At 62.5% G+C, this 18,614-nt stretch carries 17 protein-coding genes; 15 read left to right on the top strand and 2 right to left on the bottom strand.

From position 1 onward, the window contains the following. The first annotated feature begins 65 nt into the window (after window positions 1–65). The 9 genes from gltX to ACH5N8_RS08375 all read left to right on the top strand — a co-directional run bounded on the left by gltX (window position 66) and on the right by ACH5N8_RS08375 (window position 8,476). A complete protein-coding gene (gltX, locus tag ACH5N8_RS08415) occupies window positions 66–1,469 on the top strand; it encodes a glutamate--tRNA ligase (protein ID WP_483280989.1) in 1,404 nt (467 codons plus the stop codon). Further along, on the top strand, window positions 1,469–2,875 hold the full coding sequence (gene cysS / locus ACH5N8_RS08410) for a cysteine--tRNA ligase (protein ID WP_483280988.1): 1,407 nt from the start codon (window positions 1,469–1,471) through the stop codon (window positions 2,873–2,875). Before gltX ends, cysS begins: the two co-directional genes overlap by 1 nt. A 75-nt stretch (window positions 2,876–2,950) precedes the next feature. After that, window positions 2,951–3,223 (top strand): hypothetical protein, encoded by a 273-nt coding sequence (locus ACH5N8_RS08405; protein ID WP_483280987.1) that lies wholly within the window; start codon window positions 2,951–2,953, stop codon window positions 3,221–3,223. Between the two features lie 68 nt (window positions 3,224–3,291). Further along, a complete protein-coding gene (gene apbC / locus ACH5N8_RS08400; protein ID WP_483280986.1) occupies window positions 3,292–4,380 on the top strand; it encodes an iron-sulfur cluster carrier protein ApbC in 1,089 nt (362 codons plus the stop codon). Further along, a complete protein-coding gene (gene dcd, locus ACH5N8_RS08395; RefSeq protein WP_483280985.1) occupies window positions 4,380–4,946 on the top strand; it encodes a dCTP deaminase in 567 nt (188 codons plus the stop codon). The genes apbC and dcd overlap by 1 nt, the downstream gene beginning before the upstream one ends. A 65-nt stretch (window positions 4,947–5,011) precedes the next feature. Next, the gene (hemL, locus tag ACH5N8_RS08390; protein WP_460027741.1) at window positions 5,012–6,292 is read left to right on the top strand and encodes a glutamate-1-semialdehyde 2,1-aminomutase; all 1,281 of its coding nucleotides are present in this window, start codon (window positions 5,012–5,014) and stop codon (window positions 6,290–6,292) included. 132 nt (window positions 6,293–6,424) lie between these two features. Continuing rightward, window positions 6,425–7,369: a glycosyltransferase family 2 protein gene (locus ACH5N8_RS08385; protein WP_483280984.1), complete on the top strand. Its 945-nt coding sequence runs from the start codon at window positions 6,425–6,427 to the stop codon at window positions 7,367–7,369. 10 nt (window positions 7,370–7,379) lie between these two features. After that, complete coding sequence (locus tag ACH5N8_RS08380) at window positions 7,380–8,093, top strand: class I SAM-dependent methyltransferase (RefSeq protein WP_483280983.1); 714 nt, start codon at window positions 7,380–7,382, stop codon at window positions 8,091–8,093. Next, on the top strand, window positions 8,093–8,476 hold the full coding sequence (locus ACH5N8_RS08375) for a GtrA family protein (protein WP_483280982.1): 384 nt from the start codon (window positions 8,093–8,095) through the stop codon (window positions 8,474–8,476). Before ACH5N8_RS08380 ends, ACH5N8_RS08375 begins: the two co-directional genes overlap by 1 nt. A 95-nt stretch (window positions 8,477–8,571) precedes the next feature. On the opposite strand, the gene ACH5N8_RS08370 is transcribed toward ACH5N8_RS08375, so the two are convergent. Together ACH5N8_RS08370 and ACH5N8_RS08365 are read right to left on the bottom strand one after the other, a co-directional pair. Further along, window positions 8,572–10,089, bottom strand: coding sequence for a hypothetical protein (locus ACH5N8_RS08370; RefSeq protein ID WP_483280981.1), 1,518 nt, complete (start codon window positions 10,087–10,089; stop codon window positions 8,572–8,574). 32 nt (window positions 10,090–10,121) lie between these two features. Continuing rightward, a complete protein-coding gene (locus ACH5N8_RS08365) occupies window positions 10,122–11,810 on the bottom strand; it encodes a hypothetical protein (RefSeq protein WP_483280980.1) in 1,689 nt (562 codons plus the stop codon). A 227-nt stretch (window positions 11,811–12,037) separates the two neighbouring features. Between ACH5N8_RS08365 and ACH5N8_RS08360 the strand changes: the two genes are divergently transcribed. The 6 genes from ACH5N8_RS08360 (at window position 12,038) to ACH5N8_RS08335 (ending at window position 18,459) form a co-directional block, all read left to right on the top strand. Then, window positions 12,038–13,156: a glycosyltransferase family 87 protein gene (locus ACH5N8_RS08360; RefSeq protein WP_483280979.1), complete on the top strand. Its 1,119-nt coding sequence runs from the start codon at window positions 12,038–12,040 to the stop codon at window positions 13,154–13,156. Between the two features lie 48 nt (window positions 13,157–13,204). Next, the gene (locus tag ACH5N8_RS08355; RefSeq protein WP_483280978.1) at window positions 13,205–14,476 is read left to right on the top strand and encodes a glycosyltransferase family 87 protein; all 1,272 of its coding nucleotides are present in this window, start codon (window positions 13,205–13,207) and stop codon (window positions 14,474–14,476) included. Window positions 14,477–14,750: 274 nt separating this feature from the next. Then, window positions 14,751–14,927, top strand: a complete 177-nt coding sequence (locus tag ACH5N8_RS08350) for a hypothetical protein (RefSeq protein ID WP_483280977.1) — start codon at window positions 14,751–14,753, stop codon at window positions 14,925–14,927. A gap of 166 nt (window positions 14,928–15,093) precedes the next feature. Then, window positions 15,094–15,678 (top strand): A24 family peptidase, encoded by a 585-nt coding sequence (locus ACH5N8_RS08345; RefSeq protein ID WP_483280976.1) that lies wholly within the window; start codon window positions 15,094–15,096, stop codon window positions 15,676–15,678. A gap of 133 nt (window positions 15,679–15,811) precedes the next feature. Beyond that, on the top strand, window positions 15,812–16,795 hold the full coding sequence (cpaB, locus tag ACH5N8_RS08340; RefSeq protein ID WP_483280975.1) for a Flp pilus assembly protein CpaB: 984 nt from the start codon (window positions 15,812–15,814) through the stop codon (window positions 16,793–16,795). Beyond that, window positions 16,792–18,459 carry a type II and III secretion system protein family protein gene (locus tag ACH5N8_RS08335; RefSeq protein WP_483280974.1) on the top strand — a complete coding sequence of 556 codons (1,668 nt, stop codon included), beginning with the start codon at window positions 16,792–16,794 and terminating at the stop codon, window positions 18,457–18,459. Before cpaB ends, ACH5N8_RS08335 begins: the two co-directional genes overlap by 4 nt. The last annotated feature ends 155 nt before the right edge of the window (window positions 18,460–18,614 follow it).

The following is an 18,614-nucleotide window of genomic DNA, read 5'->3' as shown; positions in this document are numbered from 1 at the left end:
GACCCGCCATTGCGCCGCCGCCGCGATCATTGCTAGATTCCGCCTCCCAGCCCGCACCAGCCACCATGACCGCCGCCAAGACCCGCTTCGCGCCCAGTCCTACGGGCCTGATCCATATCGGCAATGCCCGCACCGCCCTGTTCAGCGCCCTCGCCGGCGAGTCCTTCCTGCTGCGCATCGAGGATACGGACGGGGAGCGCAGCCGCCACGAGTTCGTCGAGGAACTGCTGCAGGATCTGCGCTGGCTGGGCCTCCACTGGGACGAGGGGCCGGATAGCGCGGACCCCGACCCGCAGTGGTTCCAGTCGCAGCGGGGTGCCCTCTATGCCGGGTATTACGCGGCTCTGGCCGAGCAGGGGCGGGCCTACCCCTGCTATTGCTCGGCCACCGAGCTGGAGGTGTCGCGCAAGGTGCAGCTGGCGTCCGGCAAGCCGCCGCGCTACAGCGGCAAGTGCGCCCAGCTGTCGGCCGGGGAGGGGGCACGCCTGGCCGCCGAAGGTCGCCAGCCGACCCTGCGCTTCCGGGTGCCCCGGGGCGAGACGGTGCGTTTCGAAGACGGCGTGCGCGGCACCCAGACTTTCCGGAGCGACGATATCGGCGATTTCATCGTCCGCCGCGCGGACGGCAGCGCCGCCTTCTTCTTCTGTAACGCCATCGACGATGCCCTCATGGGCGTGACCCAGGTGGTGCGCGGGGAGGACCATCTGGCCAACACGCCGCGCCAGATCCTGGTTCTGGAAGCCCTGGGGCTGCCCGTGCCGGCCTATGCCCATACCGCCCTGATCCTGGGCGACGACGGGACGCCGCTGTCGAAGCGCAATGGCAGCCGCAGCCTCGGTCAGCTGCGCGGCGAAGGCTACTTGCCCATCGCCCTGCTCAACATGATGGCGCGCCTCGGGCATCATTACGAAAGCGAGGTGCTGCTGGATTTCGCCGGCCTGAAGGCCGGTTTCGCCATCGCCCACCTGGGCAAGTCGCCCGCCCGCTTCGATCCCGCGCATCTCCTGCACTGGCAGTCGCTGGCCATCCGCGCGGCCGGCGACCGCACGCTGACGGACTGGCTGCGCACCGAGACCCGGGTGCTGGTGCCGGCCGCGCGGATGGCTGATTTCCTCGATCTGGTGCGCAGCAACTGCCTGTTCCCCGGGGAGGCGGATGCCTGGGCGCGCATTCTCTTCACCGACGAGCCGCTGGCGCTGGAGCTGGCCGCGGCCGATGCCGCCCGGCAGGCCGGCGAGGGCTTTTTCCTCGCCGCCATCGATGCCGCCGAGCAGGCCGGCGCCGATGGTGACCGGTTTCTCGCCGTGCTCAGGCAGGCCACCGGAGCCAAGGGCAAGGCCCTGTTCATGCCGCTGCGGGCCGCGCTCACCGGGCGCCACGATGGACCCGAACTGGGCTTTCTCTACCGTACCCTGGACGCGCAACGCCTGTACCGGCGGCTGGCCGAATTCACCTACCCCTCCCGATAATGCTGCACATCTACAACACGCTGACCCGCCAGAAGGAAGCCTTCACCCCCATCGTCCCCGGCCAGGCCCGCATGTATGTGTGCGGGATGACGGTCTACGACTACTGCCATCTGGGGCATGCGCGGGTGATGGTGGCCTTCGACGTGGTGGCGCGCTATCTGCGCCATCTCGGCTACCGGCTGACCTATGTCCGCAACATCACCGACATCGACGACAAGATCATCCAGCGGGCCCGCGAGAACGGCGAGGACATCGGTGACCTGACCGCGCGCTTCATCGACGCCATGCATGCCGACGAGCGTGCCCTGGGTGTCCTGCCACCCGATCTGGAGCCGCGTGCCACCCAGTCCATCGACGACATCCTGGCCATGATCCAGACCCTGATCGGCAAGGGGCTGGCCTATGCCGGCCGTAACGGCGACGTGTTCTATGCCGTGGCCGGCTTCAAGCCCTATGGCCGGCTGTCGGGCAAGCAACTGGACGATCTGCGCGCCGGCGAGCGGGTGGATGTCGACACCGCCAAGCGCGATCCCCTGGATTTCGTGCTGTGGAAGATGGCCAAGCCGGGCGAGCCCGCCTGGGATTCGCCGTGGGGCCCGGGACGGCCGGGCTGGCATATCGAGTGCTCGGCCATGTCCACCCGTTGCCTCGGCCACCACTTCGACATCCACGGCGGCGGCATGGATCTCCAGTTTCCGCATCACGAGAACGAGATCGCCCAGTCCGAGGGCGCCACCGGCGGGCCCTTCGTCAATGTCTGGATGCACAACGGCTTCGTGCGGGTCAACGAGGAGAAGATGTCCAAATCCCTGGGCAATTTCTTCACCGTCCGCGACATTCTCGCCCGCTACCGGCCCGAGGTCGTGCGCTTCTTCATCCTCAGCGCGCACTATCGCAGCCCGCTGAATTATTGCGACGAGCATCTGGAGGAGGCGCAGACCGCCCTGACCCGTCTCTACACCGCCCTGCGCGGGCTCGACCTCGCAGGCGTCGACCCCGGGCTGGCAGGCCGCGAGGGCGACCGCCAGGCCGAGCGCTTCCAGGCCGCGATGGACGACGATTTCAACACCGCCGAGGCGATCGCGGTGCTGTTCGAGATGGCCCGCGAGCTGAACCGGCTGAAGGCCGACGATACCGAAGCCGCCCGGCGGCTGGCGGCGCGCCTGAAGGCATTGGCCGCCGTGCTGGGGCTGTTGCAGTCCGATCCCGAGGCCTTCCTCAAGGGTGCCGGGGCGCCCGCCGGGGACGGGCTTGGCGATGCCGAGATCGAGGACCTGATCCAGCGGCGGCTGGATGCCCGCCAGCAGCGCGACTGGGCCGAGGCCGACCGGATCCGCGATCTGCTCAAGGCCGGTGGCGTGGTGCTGGAGGATGGCCCCGGCGGCACCACCTGGCGCCGTGCCTGAAGTCCGCTCCGCGGCCGGAACCCCTGTCCGTCGTCCGGTCTAACCGGCGTTTTTTCCATACTCCGAGAACCCACCATGCTTCAGCTGTTACTCCTCCTCGTGGCCCTGTCTCCCGTTGTCTTCCTGGTTGGTCTGGTCAAGCCCAAATGGATCCTGTTCTGGATGAAGGAGCCGGACCGTCTCTGGGCCTCCTCGCTCGGCCTGGTGATGTTCATGGCGACCTTCACCGCCTATTCGGAGATGCGGGTCCGGCACAAGGCGGCGCTGGATGCCGCCATCAAGCAGCAACAGGAGCGCGGCTCGCCGGATCGCCAGAACGAGTTGCAGCTCGACCGGCTGCGCTACTGAACCCGACACCCTTTCGACCGCCGGCGCCCGCTCTCGCCAACCCGGTCCCTCACGACGACGGAGCACGCATGACCCTTCAGCAACAGGACGTGGAAAACAGCCTCAAGGGATGGATCGATCCCTATCTGGGCAAGGATCTGGTTAGCGCCAGGATGGTCAGGGCCATCCATGTCGATGGCGACCGGGTGCGGGTCGAGCTGGCCCTGGGATACCCCGCCCTGGGCTTTCATCCGGTGATCCGCGAGGCCCTGACCGAGCGCATCCGGACCGATACCGGCGTCGAGCGCGTGGACATCGGCTTCGCTCTGCAGGTCGTTTCTCATGCGGTGCAGAAGAATCTCAAGCCCCTGCCGGGCGTGCGCAACATCGTCGCCATCGCCTCCGGCAAGGGCGGGGTGGGGAAGTCCACCACCGCCATCAACCTGGGCGCGGCGCTGGCGGCGGAAGGCGCGCGGGTCGGCGTGCTGGATGCCGACATCTACGGGCCCAGCCTGCCGCACATGCTGGGCCTTGCCGGGCGTCCGGAGGTGCGCGAGGGCAACCGCATCGTGCCATTACAGGCCTTCGGTCTCCAGGCCATGTCGATTGGCTTCCTCATCGACGAGGACCAGCCGATGATCTGGCGCGGCCCGATGGTGACCGGCGCTCTGCAGCAGCTGCTGAACAATACCGCCTGGGACGATCTCGACTACCTGATCATCGACTTGCCCCCGGGAACCGGCGACATCCAGCTGACCCTGTCGCAGCAGATACCGGTTTCCGGGGCCGTCATCGTCACCACGCCGCAGGACATCGCCTTGCTGGACGCCCAGAAGGGGCTGCGGATGTTCCAGCAGGTCAGCGTGCCGGTGCTGGGGCTGGTGGAGAACATGAGCATCCACGTCTGTTCCCGCTGCGGCCATGCCGAACCGATCTTCGGCCAGGGCGGCGGCGAGAAGATGGCGCAGAAATACGGGACCGAGCTGCTGGGTTCGCTGCCGCTGGACATTCGCATCCGCGAGCGCGCCGACGCCGGTCATCCCATCGTGGTCGCCGAGCCGGACGGTCCGGCGGCAGTCGCCTACCGCGAGATCGCCCGCCGGCTGTCCGCCCGTCTGGCGCTCAAGGCCCGCGACTACAGCGCCCGCTTCCCGACCATTGCCGTGGTGAACGACTGATGGGCATCAAGTCCGATCGCTGGATACGCCGCATGGCTCAGGAGCACGGCATGATCGAGCCCTTCGAGCCCGGTCAGGTGCGCGAGGGGACCGACGGACGCAGCATCTCCTACGGCACCTCCAGCTACGGCTACGACGTGCGCTGCTCGAACGAATTCAAGATCTTCACCAACATCAACTCGGCCATCGTCGATCCCAAGCAGTTCGACGCCAGCAGCTTCGTCGATGTGCAGCAGGATGTCTGCATCATTCCGCCCAACTCATTCGCCCTGGCGCGCACCGTGGAGTATTTCCGCATTCCCCGCGACGTGCTGGTCATCTGTCTCGGCAAGAGCACCTACGCCCGCTGCGGCATCATCGTCAACGTGACCCCCCTGGAGCCGGAATGGGAAGGGCACGTGACGCTGGAGTTCTCCAACACCACGCCCTTGCCGGCCAAGATCTACGCCAACGAGGGCGTCGCCCAGATGCTGTTCATCGGCGCCGACGACGTCTGCGAAACCTCCTACCGTGACCGTGGCGGCAAATACCAGGGCCAGACCGGCGTCACCTTGCCGAGGGCCTGAGCCACCGGACTGCGGCGGCGGCAACACGGGACCACTCAAACCATCACTTGGCTGAACCTATGTCCATGACCGACGAACAACTCTTCCAGCAGGCTGCCGCCGTCATTCCCGGCGGTGTCAATTCGCCCGTGCGGGCCTTCAAGGGAGTCGGCGGTACGCCCGTTTTCGTCGAGCGGGCCGAGGGGCCTTATTTCTGGTCCGCCGAAGGCCGTCGCTATATCGACTATGTCGGCTCCTGGGGGCCGATGGTGCTGGGCCACGCGCATCCGGAGGTGCTCAAGGCGGTGCATGCCGCCGTCGACCGGGGCTTGAGCTATGGCGCGCCGACGGCCATCGAAACGGCGATGGCCGAGCGTATCTGCCAGCTGATGCCGGGCATCGAAAAGGTACGCATGGTGAGCTCGGGCACCGAGGCCACCATGAGCGCCATTCGCCTGGCGCGCGGCTTTACCGGCCGCGACACGCTGGTCAAGTTCGAGGGCTGCTATCACGGACATTCCGACTCGCTGCTGGTCAAGGCCGGTTCCGGCGCGCTGACCCTGGGCGTGCCCAGCTCGCCCGGCGTGCCGGCCAGCCTGGCCGGGCACACGCTGACGCTGCCCTACAACGACAGCGGTGCGGTGCGCGAGCTCTTCGCCCGTCGCGGCGGTGAGATCGCCTGCATCATCGTCGAACCGGTGGCCGGCAACATGAACTGTATCCCGCCGGTTCCCGGCTTCCTGGAGACCCTGCGCGAAGTCTGCGACGAGCACGGCAGCGTGCTGATCTTCGACGAGGTCATGACCGGTTTCCGGGTCGCGCTGGGAGGTGCCCAAGCCCTGCATGGCATCCGGCCCGACCTGACCACCCTGGGCAAGGTCATCGGCGGCGGCATGCCGGTCGGCGCCTTCGGCGGCCGCCGCGACATCATGGACTGGCTGGCGCCGCTTGGCCCCGTCTACCAGGCCGGTACCCTGTCCGGCAACCCGGTGGCGATGGCAGCGGGGCTCAGGACGCTGGAGCTGATCGGTGTCCCCGGGTTCTTCGAGCGGCTGACCGACGTGACGCGCGATCTCGTCGAGCGGCTGCGGCAGCGTGCCTACGCCGCCGGCATCCCGCTGGCGGTCAATGCGGTCGGCGGCATGTTCGGCCTGTTCTTTACCGACCAACCCCACGTGACCGGCTTCGACGCCGTTATGGCCTGCGATGGCGAACGGTTCAGACGCTTCTTCCACGGCATGCTGGAGGAGGGGGTTTATCTGGCGCCTTCCGCCTTCGAGGCCGGTTTCGTCTCGGCCAGTCATGGCGAGGACGTTATCGAGGCTACCCTGGAGGCGGCCGGCCGTGTGTTTGCCCGCCTGCCGTAACGCCTGTCCACGGCCAGAGGGATCCGTCGATGCGGAGACAAATTGGCTGGTGCACCTGGCCGGGCGCAGCGGAAGCTCTGCCATGACCTTCCGGCGTTTCGGGCGCCCTCCTGGATGCAGCCGTCGGGGCTCATGAGGAACAGCGCCCGGACCAGGCTTTCCCTGGTGGTACCCGTCTACAACGAAGCGGAGTCCATCGCGCTGTTTCTGGATGCCATCCACCGGATATTCGCCTCGCAGACCGGACTGGATGTGGAACTGGTGTTCGTGAACGATGGCAGTCAGGACGATACGCTGGACAGGCTGCTCGAAAGCCAGGGCAAGGATGCCAGGATCAAGATCGTTGACCTGAGCCGGAATTTTGGCAAGGAAGCCGCCTTGAGCGCGGGTTTGCAGGTGGCGACGGGCGAGGTTGTCGTGCCTATCGATGTGGATCTGCAGGATCCCCCGGAACTGATTCCGGCCATGCTGGAAAAATGGCGGGAAGGCTATGAGGTGGTCCTGGGCAAACGTGTCAATCGCGATTCCGACAGCTGGTCGAAGCGGATCTCCGCGCGGTTTTTCTACCGTATCCACAACCTCATCGCGGAGCCCGGGTTACCGGAGAATGTCGGCGATTTCCGCCTCATGGACCGCAAGGTGGTGGAGGCCTTGAACCAGTTGCCGGAGTCCCGCCGCTTCATGAAGGGCCTGTTTGCCTGGGTCGGGTTCAGGACGGCGGTGCTGGACTACGTCCGGCCAGGTCGCGCCGCCGGAGCGACCAAGTTCAATGGCTGGCGGCTGTGGAACTTTGCGCTGGAAGGCTTCACCAGCTTCAGCACCTCGCCCTTGCGGGTATGGACCTACATTGGCTGCCTGGTGGCCACGATGGCGCTGGGTTTTGCGACTTTCATCGCGATCAGGGTGTTTGTACAGGGGGTGGATGTACCCGGCTATGCCTCGCTGATGGTGGCGATTACCTTCCTGGGTGGCCTGCAACTCATCGGCATTGGCGTCATCGGGGAATATCTCGGCCGCGCCTATATCGAGTCGAAGCACCGCCCCATCTATATCGTTCGACATATCTACGAACCCTAGCGAGGCTGCCTTGGATATCAAGGAATCCGATATTCTGGGCGATGCCATTGACCACCATTGGTATTATGCTTCCAAGGCGAAGGCCCTGACACGCCTGCTCCAGAATTCGCCTGTCGCTGTCGTCATGGATGTCGGGGCGGGTTCGGGTTTCTTCTCCAGATACCTGCTGGAGCATGCCGGGGCGGAGGAAGCCTATTGCATCGACCCCGCCTATCCGTCGGACAGCCACGCCAGCCTGCATGGCAAGACGATGCATTTCCTCAGGCATCCTGCCGGTCAGCGGGCGGACCTGATCCTGATGATGGATGTCCTGGAGCACGTGGAGGACGACGGGGATTTTCTGAGGGCTTATGTTGCCAGGGCAGAGGCGGGTACCCGGTTTCTCATTACCGTGCCGGCTTTCCAGTTTCTCTGGAGTGGACACGATGTCTTTCTGGAACATCGGCGGCGGTACTCCCTGAGGCAACTCATCGCGCTCGCCGACAGTTCCGGCCTGCGGGTACGGAACAGCTGCTACTACTTCGGCCTGATCTTTCCCTTGGCCGCCATGTTGAGGTTGGGGCAGAGGCTGCTGGCACGCGGTCTCGTGCCGCGTTCACAGCTGACCCGGCACAGTGCCACCATGAATGCCATCCTCGCCGGGCTCTGCGGCCTGGAACTGCGCTACATGCACCGCAACCGATGGGCTGGCCTCAGCATATTCTGTCTGGCTGAAAAATGTTGATGGACCGGCAGGGCCTGATTGGCAAGGTATTGCGTTTTGCCATGGTTGGGGGGCTGGTGACTGCGCTGCATTTTGCGATAGCCATCGGCATCGTCGAGAAGCTCGTGAACAATCCGCCGCTTGCCAACGGGATTGCCTATACTGTCGCGACGGTTTTCAATTATCTCCTCAACGCCACCTGGACATTCACCTGTCCACTGCGGAAGACCAATCTGGTCCGCTTCCTGGCCGTATCGATCCTGGCTCTGGGCATGGCGGCAGGATTGTCCTGGATGGTGGACAGGGAAGGCTACCATTATTTGTGGGGTATCCTTGCGGTCGCTTTCGTGATACCGCCTGCAACATTCCTGCTTCATCATGCCTGGACGTTTGCGGTGAGATAGTTGCCTTGCAATAAGGTAGCGTGGCATTGCTTGGTTCGAGAATCTCCAGAAAATTCCATGCCTATAGATGAGGGCTGTTGCCGGGCGGGCTTTCCTCAGTCTGGTGGATTCAGGTTGCTACTCCTTTTGTAGATGTCGTAACCGGTTATCGATGTTTGCAAGGTGTAATGTTCCCACAATCGCCTGAAACCGTCATCCTTGAGGAAATACGTCAGGATATCGAAGCCTTCCGGTAGCGATTGCTTGTGCTGCGATTCGTCCACGACGATAACATCCGGCTTCAGGTTTTCTATATCGGTGTTGAGGGACTGGATAAGCCAGGGCTGCAAGAATTTGGCCTTCTCGCGGTCAGTCACGGTGCCCTCGCTTAATTTTACGACACCACCCAGATCGCCGAGCACGGGGGCGCGGGCTGCCAGTCGTGTGCCGGGCATCGTCAAGAGACCCGGAATGAGGCTTGTGCTCATCATCAACAGGGATTTGTTGTTTGCTTCTTTCTGCAGGATGGCAATCAGAGGCGGTGGTTTGATGCTATAGGACCAGGCCATGGTTTTCGCCAGAAGACCAAAATAGAGCACGGTAATCGTTGTCGCTGACAGGGGTTTGCCACAAAGTGCGATGTCAACACCGCCTCTGGAACCCAAGGCACTCATCAGGCATGAGGTTGTCATCAGGACCATGGTGAATGTCATAATGATGAAGGCGGGCAAGGCATGATAAAACCAGCCTTTCTTTTGCAGCAGCGCCGAAACCAGCCCCATCAAGGCGGCGAGCGCCAGATTCATGGTCTGAGCATTGCCAACGCTTGTTGAATCACGATGGAGATACATCAGGCAGAAAACCAGGCAGCCACCTAAGAGTTCTTCCTTCAAGGCATTGATGACGATGGGCCACGGCTTGTCGTAACCAAAATAGGTCTGGCCATGGAGTGCGGCTTCTGCCCAGTATTCCGGGTATCCGTAGGTGACTATCGTCACATACAGGATGGGGGCGATGCCAAAAGGGAGCGCCGATAAATGCCAGTTTCGTGACAGCGGCTGGTGCCACAGACGGCGAGCCAGAACGGCCAGTGGCATAAGGATCAGGAAAGGCTTGATCAGTAGCCCGACAGCAGACAGCCATATGGAAAAGGCTTCCAGCCTGCCGGGTCGGGCTTTGTTCTCGGGTTGCGCGAGGGACAGCCACAGCAGGCCCGGAAGAGCCAGGATGATGGCCAGATGTTCTCTCTGGCCAAAGTCGAAGCCGGGCAACAATGCGAGGGATGAGGCATAGGCCAGCATTAAAATGTTATGGCCGCGGCCATGCGATAGTTTCGAAATGGGCTTGATGGCCAGTCCTGTCGAAATGCCTATCAGGATGGCGACATAGACAATGAAGGTTGGGTAAAGCTCGGTCCCGTGGGTCCGAGAAAATGCCGCAGGAGGCAGGTTGATCCAGGCGGCAAACGGAGGATTGATCTCGATGAAGTCCTTGCCATAGGTTCCTCCATCCAGCATTCTCTGCGCTATTCTCAGCAGCCATTCGTTATCATGATTTGGAGGCAATTTAGCAATATGGACATGTACAGCGGCGAAAACCACAGAAAAACAGGCAGGCCAGATCAGTATTCGCATTGTCGACGTTGAAGGAGTCGTTACCATATCACTCAGTTATCCAGTGACGATAGTGGTCTCGGCAATCTGTAGAGGAACACGGCCATGTCGTGTGATCCCGCTTGTTCTCCGTCCTCGCCGACGGTGGTTCCAGTGAACCGGAATGGCCAGTGCCTGACGAGAGTACTGGTGGCGGCCGCATCGTTTCCCAGCCAGTTTCTGATATAGTCGTCAATGCCGCTGTCACGCCCTTCCGTAGGGACACCATGGTTGACGATATAAGCAAGGTTCCGCTCGGTGAGAAACCTGCCCACATTGCCTGTCATGTGGGCCTTCAGAAAGTCCATCGAATTGACCACGCCATCCAGGTTGATGATGGACCGGTGGGCATAGTAACCGAGTACGCCCGCATCCCAGGCGCTCAGAACCGTGTCGGTTGGCAGGTTCGAGGCGATCCATTCCGCGGCGGCCTTGTTGGCAAGCAGAATGGAGTAACGCGAGGCGTTGAACATATCTCGCATGCTCAGCATGAAGAAAATCAATAATGGCAGCATCAGAAGGCCCATGGCGGGCGCCATTGCCTGAACGTCGGAGTGGTTGGGATTTTTTTCGATTATCGCAGCTTCGCCCAGGTCGGCAACGAATATCGTCAAGAACATCTGGGAGTACAATGCTACAGGCGCGTAATACCATAACCACTGCTGATTCTGGGCTATTCCGTAATATCCCAGGATCAGGCAGCAGAATGCGGCAAACCAGGCTGTCGATGGCAGGAAGCGCCGCAGTCCGGGAAATCTCGATGGCGAGGTTGTCAACGGCTGCCGCTGGCCAAGCCAGAGCATGCGGATGGCCAACCCTGCCACAATGCCCAGCATGCCCCAGCGATAGGGCGTCAGGGAAACTCGCTTCACCAAACCGCTGATCTGCACGAAGGTATCGAAATAGTACTGATTGGCCAGGCCATACAGCAGTACGGTCATCAGTGGTGCTGCCGTGAGTTCCAGCCAGGGCAGCCAACCGCGTTTGCCGGTTCGAGGTATCTCAAGCAGCGTCCAGAATCCGACGCACGACAGCAACAGCACGTGGTCGGTGCGAGCCAGTATCGCCAGTGACAGCAGCGCGGACAATCGCAGGCGCTGGCTGCGGGATGCGCGGGTCAACCAGTTGCCCTTCCATCCGGCTGTGAGCAGCAGTATGCCGGTGTCGAGCAGCATGACGAGGGCCGATTCCATGCCGTTGATCGTGATGCGTGCGATTGCCGGTGTCAGGGCAAACAGGCCGAATGCCACGATGGCGACGCGACCAGTGGCGGCAGGCCGCTCTTCCGGCGCGGCAACGGCGCGTGACTCATGCCTCGTCTCCAGACACAGGCTGAGCATCCGGCCCATCAGGGAAAGGCTGATACCATACAGTATCGCCTGCAAGGCCAGCAGGCAGCGTGCGGCCGAGGCATCGCTCAGATTCAGCCAGTAAACCGGCGTGATCAGCAACATCCACAACGGATGATAGCCGTTGGTTGCGTCAATGCCATCGAATGTCGATCCATGCCCCTGCGCGATATGCCGGGCAATGGTGAAATAGTAAAAGGCATCGTCAAAGGTCAGGGCATGAATGGCATCGTCCCAGAATATCGCTATCGCCAGCCAAATCCAGGCTGTACCCCAGGCCGCGAGCGTGAAGAGTCGTGCAACTGCGTGTCCGGGTTGTTCTGGTTGGGTGGGTAGGCTTTGGGTGAATGGCATGGGTGGGACAGTAGATTTTAGTATTGCGATGTTATGGGTTGGCGCAAAACATGATAGCGAGAGCATTGATGCCAAGCCAACATATCCTATGGTCTTCACACGATATGACCTGATCGCAGCTGCCACAGGCTTCAGGCTCGTTTTTGCTGCCCATGAATGATCGGAAATACTGGTTCGACATTGAGCGAAGATATCCATATCTGCGGTGGTCGGTGCAGGTTCTTGGCTTGCTCGCCTTGATCTGTACGGCCTTTTCGCAGGGCTATATCGATAGCGAGGGCAAGCCGGTGCTGGGGGACTTCGTTGTTTTCTGGGCGGCCTCCCATCTGGCGCTGTCCGGACATGCGGCGGATGCCTATGACATGCACAGGCTGCTCGCGGCCGAGCAGTTGGTGCAACCTTCCGTAGGGTATGGCTTTGCCTGGTATTACCTGCCAACCTTTCATTTGCTCATCCTGCCGCTGGCTTGTCTTTCCTTCTCCCAGGCCTATTTCGCCTTTTCGACCGTGTCACTGGCCGCGTATCTGGGGACGATGCGGCAGATCGCGCGGTATCTCCCCGCCGGCGCCTTGATGACCCTGTTTCCGGGCCTGTGGCTCAATTTCCTGGTTGGCCAGAATGGCTTCGTGACCGCGTCGCTGGCCGGCGCATCGCTGCTGCTGCTGAAAACAAGGCCCACCCTGTCGGGCATTTGCATCGGCCTTTTGGCCATCAAGCCTCAGCTGGCCGTGCTGTTTCCGGTCGCCTTGCTGGCCGCCAGAGCTTGGCGCACGCTGGGCGCGGCAACCCTGACGGTCGTCGTTTTCGTGAGTCTCAGCACCGTCGTGTTGGGCGTTGACAGCTTGGGTGCCGCGTTGGCCAGCCTCACGGAGGCCCAGCACAATATCGAAATCGGCAAGATGCCGCTGGCCAAGATGCCTACCGTTTTCGCCGCGATGCGTCTCCTGGGCGCGCCGATCGGCATCGCCTATCTGGCGCATGCGCTGGTCGCGATGATGGCGGCCGGGTTGGTATGGCGGGTGTGGCGGCATGTCGATGATATCCGCTTGCGGGGGGCAAGCCTGATGTCGGCAAGCTTTCTCGTCAGTCCCTACCTGCTTGACTACGATCTCACTTGGTTGCTTTTTCCGATCGCCTGGATGGTCGGGTTTGCCCTGCAGACCGGCTGGCGGAAGGGCGATGCCTGGCTGCTGGCCGCCGCGTGGCTGCTGCCGGCCATCATGATGCCCATGGCCATGGTTTGGTCATTGCCAATAGCGCCTGTCGTCCTGGTTGGCCTGTTGCTGGCGGTGGCCGGAAGGGCAACGGCCCCCAATGTCACGGGCGCGGTGGCTGGCCGCGACTGATCGAAACGGGATTATGTTTTCGAGCATGTCATGCCGTTGAAACGGTTGATGCACCTCTTCGTATTGCCGGCGCTGCTGGGCCTGCTTGCGGGCGCCTATGCCCTGACCCTGGCAACCATGGCCAAGAACCCCGCCGCGACGGACTTCTACAAGTTCTACCTTTCCAGTGCCCGCTTGCAGCAGGGACTGTCGATGTACTGGTCCATGCCAGTGAATCCACCTTCCGGTTGCGGCCATCCCTTGGTGGCGCCAGCGTCGGGCAAGAGTTTTTTGCTCCCCCTCCAGGTCATCGAGCCGCCAGCTTGCCTGCATGGCAACCTGAACCCGCCCTTTTTCGGCTGGTTGACCCGGCCCCTGGCGCAACTCGACCTGGCGACGGCTTGGCGTCTGTGGATGGGCCTCTCGCTGCTGGCACTGGTGGCCGCCATCCGGTTGATCACCGGCGCCGATCCGGATCGGCGCCGGTTTCCCGGCAGGTCGTTGATCCATGCGGTGGTGGTTCTCGGCTACTTTCCGGTGTTCGTGAATGTCTGGTTCGGCCAGGTCAGCTTCCTTGTTCTGTTGACGATAACGCTGTCTTGGTTGGCCCTGAGACGAGGGAAGTCTGTCCAGTCGGCCCTGTGGCTGGGGCTTTCGGTCAGCCTGAAGCCGTTTGTCCTGCTGCTGGTCCCCCTCTATGCCCTGGCCGGACATGTACGTGCCAGCCTGCTTGCCTTGCTGATCTGCTGCCTCTGCGTGCTGGCGGCGGGTCTGGCCCTGGGATTCGATGCCTACACCGATTATCTCTCGACCCTGGGCGGCATTGCCTGGTATGGCAATGGCTGGAATGCCTCCCTGCTGGGGTTTCTGTCGCGGGTATTTGGCTATGCCAGCTACCCCGGTTGGCTGGGGTTGCCAACCATCACCCGGCCGCTGTTCCTGGGCGTGGCGCTGCTGCTGTCGGCCCTGATCGGCTGGCTTGCCCTGAAGCATCGCAACGGGAGCACCCTCCACTCCGCCGATGCGATTCATGCCGTCGGCCTGCCCGGCATGGTGCTGCTGAGCCCGCTGGGCTGGCTGTACTACTTCCCCTTGCTGATCCCGGCGGGTCTGCTGATCTGGCGTTACAGCTCGGAACGGCGGCATCGGATCGTCTTGAGGCTGGCGTTGCTGGCGGGCTTGCTGTTGACGGGATGGCCATCCCTGATGGTGGGGGAAGCGGAAATGAACGATCTGCCCAGCTGGCTTTGGGAGGGTAGCCGCTATTGCTATGGGCTCCTCATCGTCTTTCTTGCCGCTGTCGCCGCCTTCTGGGCGCCTTCCTGCAGGGCGGATGGCTAATGCACGCGCGTTGCGCGTTGTAAGTTCCCATGCCGGGTTGAAGCGCTGAGGGCATGAGCGGCATTTCTCCTGCAGGGACGGTGCATCGGGCGGATCTTGCCGAATGGCACATCAAAAACAATGGCTTAGGCGAGCGTGATGGTCGCTTGAAAATTGTATGGACGAGCAGGTGATGTTGGCATATTATTAAAGTTGTGCAACAAGGCCTTCTTCATTAATTATGGTGGTTTTGATTGCATAGGCTCTGGTATTATGCTTAACGATAAGGTGTATCATGAACGCAATTACATCGCTGCTGAAATCCTTCTGGAAGGAAGATGAGGGCTTGACGGTTGTTGAATATGCCATTGCAGCCGGCGTTATTGCCGCTGGCGTTATTGCCGTCTTCACTGCTATTGGCAGCAAGGCGTCAGCCAAGCTGAATGTTTTGAACAGCGCGCTTGGCAGCTAGCATCTGAAATCTTGGTGGCATTCCGCATGTTGGAGTAAGCTGTTCCATCTGGGTAATCAAGATATCGACTATTTTGGTGGCGAAGCACTCGGTTTCGCCACCTTCAGTTCTATCCTATTAAATATGCCATCAATACACATCCTGCGAGAGTCAGCTAACTGCTATCTTGACTCGCTGGGAGGGTGAGGTTCTGGCAAATTCCGTTCTGACGGTTCTGGCCATTGTTCTGGTCGGTTTTGGTACCTGCATAGACTTTGCGCGGCACCGTCTGCCGAACTGGTTGACCATCAACGGGTTCCTGCTTGCGCTGGCTCTCCAGGGTTATGTCGAGGGCTGGACGGGATTTTCCGATGGGTTGATCGGGGCGGCCGTTCCCTTCGCCGTTTTCTTTCCGTTCTTCGTCATCCGCTGGATGGGGGCGGGCGATGTCAAGCTCGCCATGGCGGCAGGCTGCTGCATGGGGTGGCCGTTGAGTCTGGTTGTCTGCTTGAATGCCTTGTTGATCGGCTCATTCGCGGCGTTTGCCATTTTGCTCGCTCGGGGCGGCCTCGCAGGATACCTGAAGCGCTATGGCCTCATGCTGGCCTGCCTGCTGCGAACCGGCCGCTTTGCCTATATACCACCGGATGCCGGCGAGACCGCCGCCACCACGCGCTTCCCCTACGCCTTTGTGATCGCGCTCGGTTTGTTGACTGTCATCCTGTGGCCGGGAGAGCTGGCATTTATCCATGCCGACATTCTGTTGCCCTGATGGACAACGGGAGCGACTGGTCAGATCCGCAGTTACAATTGCATTATTTTTATCTGTCTTTTCTAGGCTGATGGCTTGCGGATAGGCTTATGAGGGTTTTCGCTGTTCTGCAAGTCAGGACTCCACCTAACATATGAATGGGCGGGCGATCCTGTTACTGTCAATCGCCTTGCTGCTGGCGCTGGGCGCGGTGTGGATCGGCAACCGCTTTCTGGTCGACTCGGGCGAATCCGGCGCGCGCGTCGTCCAGGAGGAAACCGTCCCGGTCGTCGTGGCCGTCAAGGAAATCCCCAGGCTGGCCAAAATCGGGCCGGGCGATGTGCGGGTGATGCCCGTGCTCAAGCGCGCCCTGCCGCAGGAATACATGCTGCCGGGCGCCTCGCCCTTTTTCGCAAGGGCCGAGGACGTGGTGGGCCAGTTCGTTTCGCAGACCGTGTTTCCCAACGAGCCCCTGGTCAGGCAGCGCCTGCAGGCCACGGGGCATCCGGTCACGCCCAGCCAGCGGGTCATGGCCATCCGGGTGGACGAGGTGGCCGGGCTCAAGCGCCTGGTCAAGGACGGCGATTTCGTCGACGTGCTGCTGTCCCGCCCGCAGCATGACAGCGAACTGCCGGTCGTCGAGATCGTGGCCCAGAATGTAAGAGTGGTCGGCCCGCCGGACGCAATGAACAAACCCATCGGCAACGAACCCATCATGCTGGAACTGAGCGCCAAGCAGGCCGAGTTGGTCATGGAGGCGATGTCGGTGGGCTCGATCCAGCTGGCCCTGCGTCATCCGGGCGATCATGGCCACCTGTTTGGCGAACGCCACTTCGTGTCCCAGGCACAGGCGGGGGGAACGGCTCCCCCCGCTGCCGCGAGAGAACCCGTGGCCTCCGCGAACCTTGGCGCTCCCAGACTGGCTGGCGTTCCCCGGACCGTGATTTCCGGCGCGAAGAGGTCGGACACGCTGCGTTGCAGCAACCTTCGCTGCTTTGCCGTCGATGAAAAGGATGAACTCTCGGTGTTGAAGCTCAGTCCGCAGATTCTCGACATCAAGTCGGCCCGTCCGCCTGAACTGCCGCGCGAGCCGAATGGGGCCGGGTCCATCACGGGCGAACCCGGCGCAATACGATGACCCCCCGCCATTGCCATGCGACGGCGGAGACCGTCGGCCGGACCGGCATGGGTCGGGTGCCGGACAGATCGTGCACCGCCGATCCTTTGGCGCAGTCCCGGCGGGTGAAACCCCGCCGCCATCGGCAACGCATGTTGCCCGGCCCGCTGCTGCTCGCGGGCGCGCTCGCCCTGCTTTCCGCAGCGGTACTTGCCACGCCTACCGATTATTCCCTGCCCATGAACAAGGGCATGGTCATCAAGCTGCCGGCCAATACCCAGGATATCGCCATCGGCACCGGCGAGATCGCCGAAGTCCGGCTGCTGGACCCCAATCATCTCTATGTGATGGGCAACAAGCTGGGAACGACCACGGTGGTCCTGTGCGGCGTTAATCGCCATCACGAAAAGGATTGCTTCCGCACGCTCAAGCTGGAAGTCACCCACGATCTGGAGGCCCTCAAGGCCAAGCTGCACGAAATCTTCCCCGACGAATCGCCCAGGGTGTATTCCTCCCAGAACGCGATCGTGCTGGCGGGGCAGGTCTCCAGCGTCGACAAGATGAATGCCATGCTGGCCATCGCCGGCACCTTTGCCAATCCCGACATGCCCGGTGGCCAGGGCCAGATGGGCGCCGGGGGCATGGGCGGCGGTGGTGGTGGAGCCGGCGGCGTGCGGGTCATGCAGTACGACATGAATCCCCGGGTCATCAACCTGATGCAGGTCGGCGGGCCGCAGCAGGTGATGCTGGGCGTCACCGTGGCCGAGATGACCACCAGCCTGGCGCGCCGGCTCAAGGTGGATTTCAGCGCCTTCGGCGGCGGGGACATCAAGGGCGGCGCCATATCCGGGCCGGATTTCATCGAGGCGCTGATCAACAACCTGCCGCTGGAGCAGGCGGCCGCCAGCTACAACCCCGCCGCCCTGTTCCTGCGCTTCGCCGGCAGCGACGCCACCGTGCGCACCTTCATCAATGCCGCCCGCGACAACGGCCTGGCCAAGGTGCTGGCGGAGCCCAACCTGACCACCATTTCCGGCCAGGATGCCGAATTCCAGTCGGGTGGCTCCTTCCCCGTGCCCGTCGCCCAGTTCGGTGCGGCCGGTGGTGCCGGTGGCGGCATCTCGGTGCAGTTCTTCAACTACGGCGTGATCCTCAAGTTCCTGCCGGTGGTGCTGGATTCCGGTCGCATCAGCCTCAAGGTCAATGTCATGGTCAGCGAGCTCAGCAACCAGGACACGGTTACCGTGCCCGCGGGCGCGACCGGGCAGTCCTTCACCATCCCTTCGCTGATCCAGCGCAGCGCCTCGTCCTCGCTGGAACTGGATAGCGGGCAGACGCTGGGGATCGCCGGCCTGATCCAGGATCGCACCCGCGAACTGATCACCAAATTCCCGGGGCTGGGCGACCTGCCGGTACTGGGGCAGCTGTTCACCAGCCAGGAGTACAACCGCAGCGAGACGGAGCTGATGATCTTCGTCACGCCGCAGCTGGCCAAGCCGGTGAACCCGGACAGGATCCGGCTGCCGACCGACAACTTCGCCGAACCCAGCGACCTGGAGTTCTACGGCATGGGCCGGACGGAGGCGCGCAAACCCCTGGCGACCCGGCCGCGCAGCCTGCAGAACAACATGGGGGGCTTGCGCGGGCACTTCGGGCCGACCATCCAGGAGAACAAGGAGCAGTGACAGGCCAGCCGGGCGCCCCCTTGCGCCGGGGCAGCGACGAACGCCGGTCGGCGGGACAGCCGGAAAAGCCCCGGCAAACCGTAGCGATCGCCGGGATGGTGCCGCAAGACCGGGGTGGCGTCGGCGCCTGGCGTATCGATTTCCGATCGCCGGGG

Source organism: Methyloparacoccus sp. NF-16 (assembly GCF_056880625.1).
Note: the sequence above shows the minus strand (reverse complement) of the source record. Positions and strands in the feature narration are given on the sequence as shown.

Excerpts from the sequence above, each read along its gene's own strand:
- gltX (WP_483280989.1), top strand. The coding sequence starts at position 66 with ATGACCGCCGCCAAGACCCGCTTCGCGCCCAGTCCTACGGGCCTGATC.
- cysS (WP_483280988.1), top strand. The coding sequence starts at position 1,469 with ATGCTGCACATCTACAACACGCTGACCCGCCAGAAGGAAGCCTTCACC.
- ACH5N8_RS08405 (WP_483280987.1), top strand. The coding sequence starts at position 2,951 with ATGCTTCAGCTGTTACTCCTCCTCGTGGCCCTGTCTCCCGTTGTCTTC.
- apbC (WP_483280986.1), top strand. The coding sequence starts at position 3,292 with ATGACCCTTCAGCAACAGGACGTGGAAAACAGCCTCAAGGGATGGATC.
- dcd (WP_483280985.1), top strand. The coding sequence starts at position 4,380 with ATGGGCATCAAGTCCGATCGCTGGATACGCCGCATGGCTCAGGAGCAC.
- hemL (WP_460027741.1), top strand. The coding sequence starts at position 5,012 with ATGACCGACGAACAACTCTTCCAGCAGGCTGCCGCCGTCATTCCCGGC.
- ACH5N8_RS08385 (WP_483280984.1), top strand. The coding sequence starts at position 6,425 with ATGAGGAACAGCGCCCGGACCAGGCTTTCCCTGGTGGTACCCGTCTAC.
- ACH5N8_RS08375 (WP_483280982.1), top strand. The coding sequence starts at position 8,093 with ATGGACCGGCAGGGCCTGATTGGCAAGGTATTGCGTTTTGCCATGGTT.
- ACH5N8_RS08370 (WP_483280981.1), bottom strand. The coding sequence starts at position 10,089 with ATGCGAATACTGATCTGGCCTGCCTGTTTTTCTGTGGTTTTCGCCGCT.
- ACH5N8_RS08365 (WP_483280980.1), bottom strand. The coding sequence starts at position 11,810 with ATGCCATTCACCCAAAGCCTACCCACCCAACCAGAACAACCCGGACAC.
- ACH5N8_RS08355 (WP_483280978.1), top strand. The coding sequence starts at position 13,205 with ATGCACCTCTTCGTATTGCCGGCGCTGCTGGGCCTGCTTGCGGGCGCC.
- ACH5N8_RS08350 (WP_483280977.1), top strand. The coding sequence starts at position 14,751 with ATGAACGCAATTACATCGCTGCTGAAATCCTTCTGGAAGGAAGATGAG.
- cpaB (WP_483280975.1), top strand. The coding sequence starts at position 15,812 with ATGAATGGGCGGGCGATCCTGTTACTGTCAATCGCCTTGCTGCTGGCG.
- ACH5N8_RS08335 (WP_483280974.1), top strand. The coding sequence starts at position 16,792 with ATGACCCCCCGCCATTGCCATGCGACGGCGGAGACCGTCGGCCGGACC.